6 protein-coding genes are annotated in these 9,275 nt (G+C 64.7%); 4 read left to right on the top strand and 2 right to left on the bottom strand.

Annotation, left to right across the window (positions count from 1 at the left end; genetic code table 11):
• The 3 genes from relA to GPT33_RS14350 form a co-directional block, all read left to right on the top strand.
• On the top strand, positions 1-2,195 hold a 2,195-nt coding region (gene relA, locus GPT33_RS14360), incomplete at its 5' end, for a GTP diphosphokinase (RefSeq protein WP_296810082.1).
• Between the two features lies 1 nt (position 2,196).
• Positions 2,197-3,318, top strand: a complete 1,122-nt coding sequence (locus tag GPT33_RS14355; RefSeq protein WP_296810080.1) for an aminoglycoside phosphotransferase family protein — start codon at positions 2,197-2,199, stop codon at positions 3,316-3,318.
• 100 nt (positions 3,319-3,418) lie between these two features.
• Entirely contained in the window at positions 3,419-3,778 is a 360-nt protein-coding gene (locus GPT33_RS14350) for a hypothetical protein (protein WP_296810078.1), read from the top strand.
• Here GPT33_RS14350 and GPT33_RS14345 read toward each other — a convergent pair.
• Both GPT33_RS14345 and GPT33_RS14340 read right to left on the bottom strand, forming a co-directional pair.
• Positions 3,750-5,291, bottom strand: a complete 1,542-nt coding sequence (locus GPT33_RS14345; protein ID WP_296810076.1) for a radical SAM protein — start codon at positions 5,289-5,291, stop codon at positions 3,750-3,752. The two genes, GPT33_RS14350 and GPT33_RS14345, sit on opposite strands and share 29 nt — an antisense overlap.
• A 657-nt stretch (positions 5,292-5,948) precedes the next feature.
• On the bottom strand, positions 5,949-6,449 hold the full coding sequence (locus tag GPT33_RS14340; RefSeq protein WP_296810075.1) for an SHOCT domain-containing protein: 501 nt from the start codon (positions 6,447-6,449) through the stop codon (positions 5,949-5,951).
• A gap of 368 nt (positions 6,450-6,817) precedes the next feature.
• Here GPT33_RS14340 and GPT33_RS14335 point away from each other — a divergent pair, with 368 nt between their 5' ends.
• The gene (locus GPT33_RS14335; RefSeq protein ID WP_296810074.1) at positions 6,818-9,121 is read left to right on the top strand and encodes a CRISPR-associated endonuclease Cas3''; all 2,304 of its coding nucleotides are present in this window, start codon (positions 6,818-6,820) and stop codon (positions 9,119-9,121) included.
• Positions 9,122-9,275: the final 154 nt, after the last annotated feature.

Here is a 9,275-nt window from a genome sequence, read left to right as displayed (position 1 = left end):
ACCTCCCCGAGTCGCATTGCGACGACGACGAGGCGATCCGTCACTGGCTCGACGGGTTGGCAAGCCATTATCCGATCGAGGAGCTCAAGCAGATCGCCGGCGCCTGCGCGGCGCTGACCCGTTGTCGCGGCGACCGGCGCATCGAGACCGGTGAGACCCACGTGCGTCACGTGCTCTCGACCGCCGACATCCTGGTGCGTCTGCGCATGGACTTCGAGACCCTGATCGCGGCCCTGCTCAACGGCTGTCTGGACCAGGGCGACCTCACCGAAGCGCAGCTCGAGGAGCGCTTCGGCCCGGGGATCGCGCGGATGGTCGGCGATCTCTCGCGCATCGGCCAAATCGCCAACATCGACGCCATCATCGCCGCCAAGGATCAGGACGAGCATGAGGAAAACCTGCGCCGTCTGCTGCTCGGCATTGCCGAGGACGTTCGCGTGGTGCTGGTGGTGCTCGCCGAGCGCGTCCACCTGATGCGGGCCATCAAGGACCTCGAGCCGGAGCGCCGCGCCAAGATCGCGCGCGACACCCAGCGCATCTATGCCCCGCTCGCCAACCGTCTGGGCATCTGGCAGGTCAAGTGGGAGCTCGAAGACCTGAGCCTGCGCTACCTCAACCCGGAGGAGTACAAGCGCATCGCCAAGCTCTTGGCGGAGCGCCGCGAGGAGCGCGAGGACTACATCGCGACGGTCATCCAGACCCTATACGGCAAGTTCGGCGAGGCCGGCATCCAAGCCGAGATCACCGGCCGCCCGAAACACATCTACAGCATTTGGCGCAAGATGCAGCGCAAGGAGGTCGAGATCGCCGAGATTTTCGATCTGCGCGCGGTGCGCATCCTGGTCGGCTCGGTCGCGGACTGCTACGCCGCGCTCGGGGTGGTGCATGGACTCTGGAAGCACATCCCAAAGGAGTTCGACGACTATATCGCCACGCCCAAGGGCAACATGTATCGGTCGCTCCACACGGCCGTCGTCGGGCCGGAGGACAAGCCGCTCGAGGTGCAGATCCGCACCCACGAGATGCACCAGCATGCCGAGTTCGGTGTGGCCGCCCATTGGGCCTACAAGGAGGCCAAGGGCCACGACGCCGAGTTCCAACGGCGCGTCATCTGGATGCGCAACTGGCTGGAGCTCAAGAACGAAAGCGACGAGACCGGCGGCTTCCTCGAGCGCTTCAAGGCCGAGTTCGAGCCGATCCACATCTATGTGCTGACCCCGCAGTCGAAGGTCATCGAGCTGCCCAAGGGGTCCACCGCACTCGACTTCGCCTACGCCATCCACTCGGAGGTCGGCAATCGCTGCCGCGGCGCACGCATCAACGGGCGGATCGTGCCTCTGAACTACGAGCTGCACAGCGGCGAGACCGTCGAGATCCTGACCCAGAAGAACGCTTCGCCCAGCCGCGATTGGTTGAGTCCCCATCACGGCTATCTGACCACGGCGCGCGCCCGCAACCGGGTGCGCCAATGGTTCAAACAGCTCGATCACGATCAGCATCTGCAAGGCGGTCGCGTCACGCTGGAGCGCGAGCTGAGCCGACTGGGCATCGCGGAGAAGCCCAACCTGGAAGAGCTCGCGATCCGCTTCAACTTCAAGCGAGGCGATGATCTGCTGGCCGCGATCGGGCGCGGCGATCTGTCGGTCGGACAGGTCGCACGTCAGGTCGGGGAGCGCAAGACCGAGGAGATCAAGGAGATCGAGCCCAAGCTGCGCCAGCCGCACAAGCCGCGGTTGGAGGGCGCCACCGATGTCGTGGTGGAGGGCGTCGACGACCTCATGACCCATCTCGCACCCTGCTGCAAGCCGGTGCCCTACGACCCCATCGTCGGGTTCGTCACACGCGGTCGCGGGGTCACCATCCATCGCAAGGACTGCAGCAACCTCAAGAATCTGCCGCCCGCGGAGGCCGAGCGCCTCATCGAGGTGCGCTGGGCGGATCAACCCGCCGATGCCGGTTATTCGGTAGACGTGCTGGTGATCGCCGCCGACCGTAAAGGGCTGCTGCGCGATGTCTCCTCGGTGCTCTCCGACGACGACGTGGACGTGCTCGGCGTCAACACCCATTCGGAGCGCTCCACGGATACGGCGGCGATGCGCTTCACCCTGGAAGTCAAAAACATGGCGCATCTCGAGAAGATCCTGGCGAAGCTGCAGCAGATCCCGGATGTCCTGGACGTGCGGCGGTCTTACTGAGATGTGGCGCGCAGAGATCGACGGGGCGCAACAGGGGCGGACGCAAGCATCGCTCGGGACCATCGCCGAGGCGTTCGAGATCCCCGCGCCGGTGGAGGCGATCGCGCCCTACGGGCGGGGGCTGATCAACGATACCTTTCGCGTCGAGGCCGGCGGAACGCGCTACGTGCTCCAGCGCATCAACGGCGCGGTCTTTCCCGATCCGTTGCGGATCATGTCCAACATCCAGGCACTCGATCGACAGGCACGGCAGCACCCCGATCTCGGATTCCAGGTTCCGGCGCTGATTGCGACCCGTGCGGGCGACGTGGGTCTGCGCGCGCCGGACGGAAACGTCTGGCGTCTCATGACCTTGATCGAGGATGCAGTCAACCTGCCGCGCATCGAGACTCCCGAGCAGGCCCGCGAGGTCGGCAGGCTCCTCGGTCGCTTCCATACGCTGCTTCAATCGCTGCCCGCCGATGCTCTGGGCGTCACACTACCCGGATTTCACGACACGCCGGCCTATCTCGCGCGCTTTCTGTCGGTCCTGGAGCGGATCGAGGGCGCCCGGACGGACCCTGCGGTCGCGACCTGCGTCCGGTTCGCGATCGACCGCCAAGCGCTCGCGAGGCGACTCGCCGATGCACGCAATCGAGGCGAGATCCCCGTGCGCGTCATCCACGGCGACCCCAAGATCGACAACATCCTCTTCGATCGCGACAGCGGACGTGCACTCGCCCTGATCGACCTCGACACCCTGCAACCCGGCCTCATCCTGCACGACATCGGCGACTGTCTGCGCTCTTGCTGCAACCACAGCGGCGAGTCCGCCGACGGGCGCACCCAGGTCGCGTTCGATCTCGCGGTCGCCGAGACGATCCTCCACGCCTATGCCGAGCAGACGCGCGACTGGCTGAGCCCCGAAGAGATCGCCCTGATCCCCGAGGCGATCCGCCTCATGCCCTTCGAACTCGGCCTGCGATTCCTGACCGATCACCTCGACGGCGACCGCTATTTCAAGGTCGCGGAGCCCGGCGAGAATCTGCGCAAGGCGGGGATCCAGTTCGCGTTGGTCACGGACATCGAAGGCAAGGCCGCAGACATCAAGGCGATGGTTAGCCGCTGTTTTCAAACCCCGTAGTTGTGCCGAGCGAGAGCGAGGCACCCAAACGCCAGTGGTTGTTGCGCATCCTATCGTCAGCGCAGCCTACCGCGCTTCCCCAACGACCGGAGGTCACACCGTGCCCGGAACCGACGATGCCTTGCTTCGCGCGCTGACCCACCTCGCCGACCTGCTCGCCCGCATCGGGCACCCGCGGGCCGCGGAGGTCGCCGACCAGGTCGTCCTCTTTGCGGAGGCGCCCGATCGCGTGCGTCACCGCCTCGACGCTAATGACTGGTGGGCCGGCGCCGGCTCGCTGGCGGCCGAGACGATGGCCGACAATCCTGGCCTGCCGGAGACGGTCTGGCGCCACGAGGTCCGCGAATTTCGGGAGCTGATGATCGAGATCGGCGAGAGCTTGCAGGCCGAAGGCGCCGCCAATCCGGGCATCTCCTCCTGGCTCCTCGCCTTCAACAACTGGAACGCGTCAGAGGTTTGAGATGACGCGCCTGGCGCGTCGGCAGCGTCCCCCCGGCCTTCGGCGACGGCGGCGGGATCCGCCGCGTCGGGTCGAACGACAGGCGTCCACGCGCACCGCAGGCGGCATAGTCGCTGCGCAAAGCCTCGGTGGCCGACTCCGCCGTCCCCTGCAGCGACAGCCAGGCGTGCAGGCCCTCGTACAGATGCTCGAGCGGGATGCCGTGTGTCTTGCCCGAGTCGGCGTAGAACCAATCGGACCAAGCGAGGAAACGCTCGAATGGCGCATCGCCCAGCAGGAGCGGCAGCGTCAGCCCGAAGCGCCCCGAGTTGCCCACCAGATCCCAGTAGCGCGCGAACCGCGTCAACCGCTGCATCGTTGCCCGGTCGATGCGATCGCTGGCGAGTAGGCTGTACGGTGGGTCCGGGCTGAACACCAACCCGAACCGCTCGGCGTGCCGGCAGACCGGCGCACCGCGCAGCCGCTTCAGAATCCCGACCTGGATCTCGTGCGGCCCGATCCGCATCAGCCGATTGAAGCCGGCCCCGAACGAGGCCGGATCCTCGCCAGGCAGGCCGATGATGAGGTCGGCGTGCAGATGCGCGGTCGTTTCGGCATGCAGCCAGCGCAAATTGGCCTCGGCCTGCACATCGTCCTGACGCCGCGAAATCAGTGCCTGCACCTCGGGATTGAAGGTCTGTACGCCGATTTCCAACTGCAGCGTTCCCGCCGGAAACGCCGCGAGCATTCCCTTCAGCCGCTCCGGCAGATGGTCCGGGACCAGCTCGAAGTGCAGAAAGGGCAGGTCGTCCGGACGCTTCCGGATGCGCTCCAGAAAGAACCCCAGGATCGCTGCGGCGTGATCGATCTTGAGGTTGAAGGTGCGGTCGACGAACTTGAACCGGCGAGCACCGCGCGCATACAGCCGCTCCAGCTCCGCGATCAGCGGCGCGAGCGGAAACGGCCACGCGGTCCGATCCAGCGCGGACAGACAGAATGCACACTTGAACGGACAGCCGCGCGACGCCTCGACGTACAGATTTCGCCGCCGCAGGTCCTCGTCCGAGAACTCGTCGTAGGGAAAGCGGATGCTGTCCAGAGGCGGCTGCTCGCCCGCATGCACCTTCGCCGCGGGCCGCTGTCCATCCAGGATCGCTCCCGCCAGCCGGGCGAAGGTCACCTCGCCCCAACCCGTCACCACATAGTCCGCCAGCGCGCAGATTTGCTGCGACTCGACCTCGTGACTCACCTCCGGACCGCCGAGCACGACCGCCACATTCGGAGCCGCCTCCTTGAGCAAGGCGACGACACGCGTCAAGGGCGCGACATTCCAGATGTAGACCGACAACCCCACGATGCGCGGTCGTTCGGCCAGCAGCTGCTCGACGACCTCCTCGGGTGCCGCGCCCAGCACGAATTCGCACAGTATGCTGACCTCGCGCAGCGGCCCGAGATTCGCCCGCAGATAACGCAACGCCAGCGAGGCATGCGCATAGCGCGCGTTCAGGGTGGCGAGGACGATCGAGGTCGGCATGCAGGGGCTCCTGGTTCGGAGGACAGGTTAACCTGCTTTCCCGGAAAGAATCGACCGAGGGTAGGGGCGACTTCAGTCGCCCCGTGATCTTGCACCCAAGCCCAGTCGGGATGCCTTAGGCAAGAAATCGCTGAATGACTCTCGTCCTAAACCATACCGAGTCGAGTCCGCCGTGACCGGAAGCGCCGTATGATCGCGTCAGCGTCATTCGCTGGAACGCCCACCCAAGCCCTCAAGACCTCGTGACACCCGCTCCGCGGTGTCACGCATGCCCTGGCGCTCTGCGCCACGTGCCACGATGACCGAGGGGGCACGACCAATGCCGATCGTGCCAATCGGTTGACCGCGATTACACGAGTCGCGTGGAACCGATCGGAATCACGCCATGACCACCACGAACACCGGAGGTCGATGACGCCGCCCCGATCGTTGCTCTCGGCGGACTGAAGTTCGCCTGTCCCTGGGGCCGGTTGAAACCGGCGAACCCGAATGCCGATGCCCCGACTTCAGTGGGCCCCGAGTACGCCGCCTTTCGTCGCAATTTCGCCTGGCCGAGCACCGGTCCCGGAAACACGCCCCGGTTGGATCGGGGCTGAACCTTTCTCTAATCAGGATCTTCTTTCTATTAAACGCGGTTTGTTCCTGGTTGTTCAGTATTCAGAGCTGATCCAGAATCCGCTTGCGAATCGACTGGTATTCTTCAACGCTGATTAAACCCTGCCTGCGCAACGCCTCCAATTCCTCCAGACGCTGGGCCGTCGCCCCGCTTGCCCCCGGAGAAGCCCGCGTTGCCGCGGCCGGCTGTGCGGGCAACGCCGAGGAGGCGGTCACCATCGGCGCGTCAGGGCGGCACTCCAGCTCCACGGTGAGGCTGCGACTGAGCAGATCGTTGTCGACCTCCATGGTCTCGGGCGTGCACCCGGATCGCTCAAGCGTAAGGGTTCCCTCCCGATGCCAGTCGAGCCCCTTGCGCTTGTGCGGAAATACGCGATCCGCATAGATCTGCATCGGCGTGGTCCCGATCACCTGGCCATTTGCCAACACGGTAGCACCGGCTGGGTCAGACCGAATATTGACGGGAATCGACCAACAGCCCTGCAGCGTCAACGCCAGGGCGGTGACGCCCAAGACGGCGACCTTGGATCGGATGGTAGTCATGTGATCTTTAGGTTCCCAAGGCCGGTTTCACGGACGCTCAAAGAGCTGGCGCGGCACCTGCTCGGCCAGCAGGGCGCCTTGAGCCACTAGCAGCCGGGCCAGATTGTACGCCACCAAGGAGGCCCAAAGCAGCGCGGGTCTCGCACCAGGCTCACGTTTTGAGCCACCTCCTGGTTTACACTCGCTGGACAAGCCGGCTGAGGGGTCATCGAAAACCTGGCCGCAGACACCCTAAGGACCAGTCGATCGACTCAGGAAAGAGGGAGCAGCATGGACGAAGTTTTCCGCAACAACTGCTCGATTTCAAGGTTAAACAAAGGCTTAAGATGCCAGTGTCGGACGCCGTACGATCTGGAGGATAGCCTCCGATGACGGACGATTGCTTCTATGCACACAGTGCAAACGCGTCCGGCGCTTGGCACCTTCTCAGCGCCCACCTAAAAGAAGTAGGCCGTCTGGCCCGAATCCACGCTGGTTCAGCCCCCTGGCGCGAGGAGGCTGGTCTCGCCGGGGATCAGCACGATCTCGGCAAATACGGCGACCGCTTCCAAGCACGTCTCCGGGGACAGGATTCGGGGCTGGATCATTGGTCGCTCGGTGCCTGGCTGGCACTCAGGCAACATCAGGCCGTTGCCGCAGCGCTCGCGATTCAAGGCCATCACGTTGGGCTGCAAAGGGGGGACGGTAACTCCCTGCTGGGCTTGGATCCAACCAAGCTCATGAGCCGACATCCTCAGGGTCTAGCCCTCTCCGACCCTGAGCCGGACCGACTCTGTGCCCGTGCCCACGTCGATGGTTTGGACTTCCAGACACCGCCGATCAAGGTCGTCACGAGTTGGGACAAAGCGGTCGCAGCCATGCTCGACGTGCGCCTGCTCTTCTCCTGTCTGGTCGATGCCGACTTCCTGGATACCGAGGCCCACTTCGAGGGCACTGTGGCCGGCAAGCGTCCTCGAGCGCCTGGCCCGGTGCTCGATCCACAAGCCGCTCTGGGCGCTCTCGATCGTTATATGCGCGAGGGCATCCGCCCGGGAACCCAAGCACAACCGGCCGTGCGGGAGGCACGCGCGGCGCTTTGGAACGCCTGCACCGCTGCCGCCCAAGCGTTGCCCGGATGCTTCACCCTCACTGCGCCTACCGGCTCCGGCAAGACCCTGGCCATGCTCAAGCTCGCTCTGGAGCACGCGCGGCGCCACGGGCTCAAGCGCATCGTCTTGGCGGTTCCCTTCCTCACCATCATCGAGCAGACCGCTCGTGTCTACCGCGACGTCTTTGCAGGTTTCCCGGAACACTTCGTTCTGGAGCATCACAGCCTGGCGGGGCTCGGTGCCGAAACGGCGCTCGGCGACGCCCAGCCCGCTCAAGAGCGCGAACGCCGATTGCTCGCCGAGAACTGGGACGCCCCGATCGTCATCACCACCAATGTTCAACTGCTGGAGTCGCTGTTTTCCAACCGTCCGTCCAGTTGCCGTAAGCTCCACAACCTCATGGAGTCGGTCATCCTGTTCGACGAGGCTCAGAGTCTGCCGGCGCACTTGGCGGTGCCCACGCTGGCCACCCTGTCGCATCTGTCGGTGGCCTACCGCTCCAGCGTCGTCTTTGCCACCGCGACCCAGCCCGCCTTCGACTCGCTGCACGACGCAGTCATCCAGCATGCTGCCTCCGGCTGGCAACCGGTCGAGGTCGTTCCCGACCATCCCGCCCTATTCGCCGTCCTGAAGCGTGTCGCCGTGACCTGGCCTGCTCCCGGCGAGACGCGGAGCTGGGACGCCCTCGCCGCCGAGATCCAAGAGACTCCCCAAGCCCTTGTGGTCGTGAATCTCAAGCGCCACGCGCTGGCGTTGCTGGAGGCCCTGGATGCTGTGCCGAGTATCGAGCACCTTTCGACCAACCTTTGTCCAATGCATCGGCGGGCCGTGCTTGAGCGCGTGACACGCCGGCTTACGAGCGCCGAACCCTGCCGACTGATCTCGACCCAATGCGTCGAGGCCGGAGTCGATCTGGATTTTCCTCGGGTCTTTCGCGCCTTTGCACCGCTGGAGTCCATTGCCCAAGCGGCGGGGCGCTGCAATCGGGAAGGACGGCTCCGCGAAGCCGGCGAGGTCTTGGTCTTCGATCCGGAGGACCTGGGCGATTGGCGTCGACGCTATCCAACCCACGCCTATTTCCAGGCGGCGGAGGTCACGCGCCGAATCCTCTTGGAGCAGGGTGCGATCGACATCAACGACCCCGGGGCCTTCCGAGACTATTACCGTCAACTCTACGACCTGACCCAGCCAGGCAGCCAGAACCCGGCTTTCGACGACGCCATCAAGTCGCGTGATTTCGCAGAGATTGCCCGCTTGTACCGGCTGATCGAGCAGGACGCCATACAGGTCTTGGTACCCTGGGGAGAACGGCTGACCGATTTCGAAGCCTTGAGAGCTGAAGCGGAAACGGACGGTATCGACGGTGCCTGGATGAGGAGTGCCCAGGGCCTCGCTGTCAGCCTTTATCGCCCCCGGGCTGATCACCCCGCTTGGAGCATTCTCATCCCTGCGAAGCTTCGCCGAACCGGAAAGGTCGAGCGAAAACACGAAGAGTGGTTTATTCTCGAAGATCCGCGGGGCAAGCACTATGACGAGACCCGGGGGCTCATCCTGCCCCAGTCGGAACGGGTGCTCATTGGTTGAAAGCATTTCTGCAGGAATGGACGGGCCATTGGTCTCCGAGTCCCGATCAGCATACGGATCCGCAATCCATAGGAGGAACAATGGTCAACGGAACGCATACCCTTGAAGTCTGGGGTGACTTTGCCTGCTTTACCCGACCGGAGGCGAAGGTCGA

It is taken from the genome of Thiocapsa sp. (assembly GCF_011390875.1).
Taxonomy (GTDB): domain Bacteria; phylum Pseudomonadota; class Gammaproteobacteria; order Chromatiales; family Chromatiaceae; genus Thiocapsa.
Note: the sequence above shows the minus strand (reverse complement) of the source record. Positions and strands in the feature narration are given on the sequence as shown.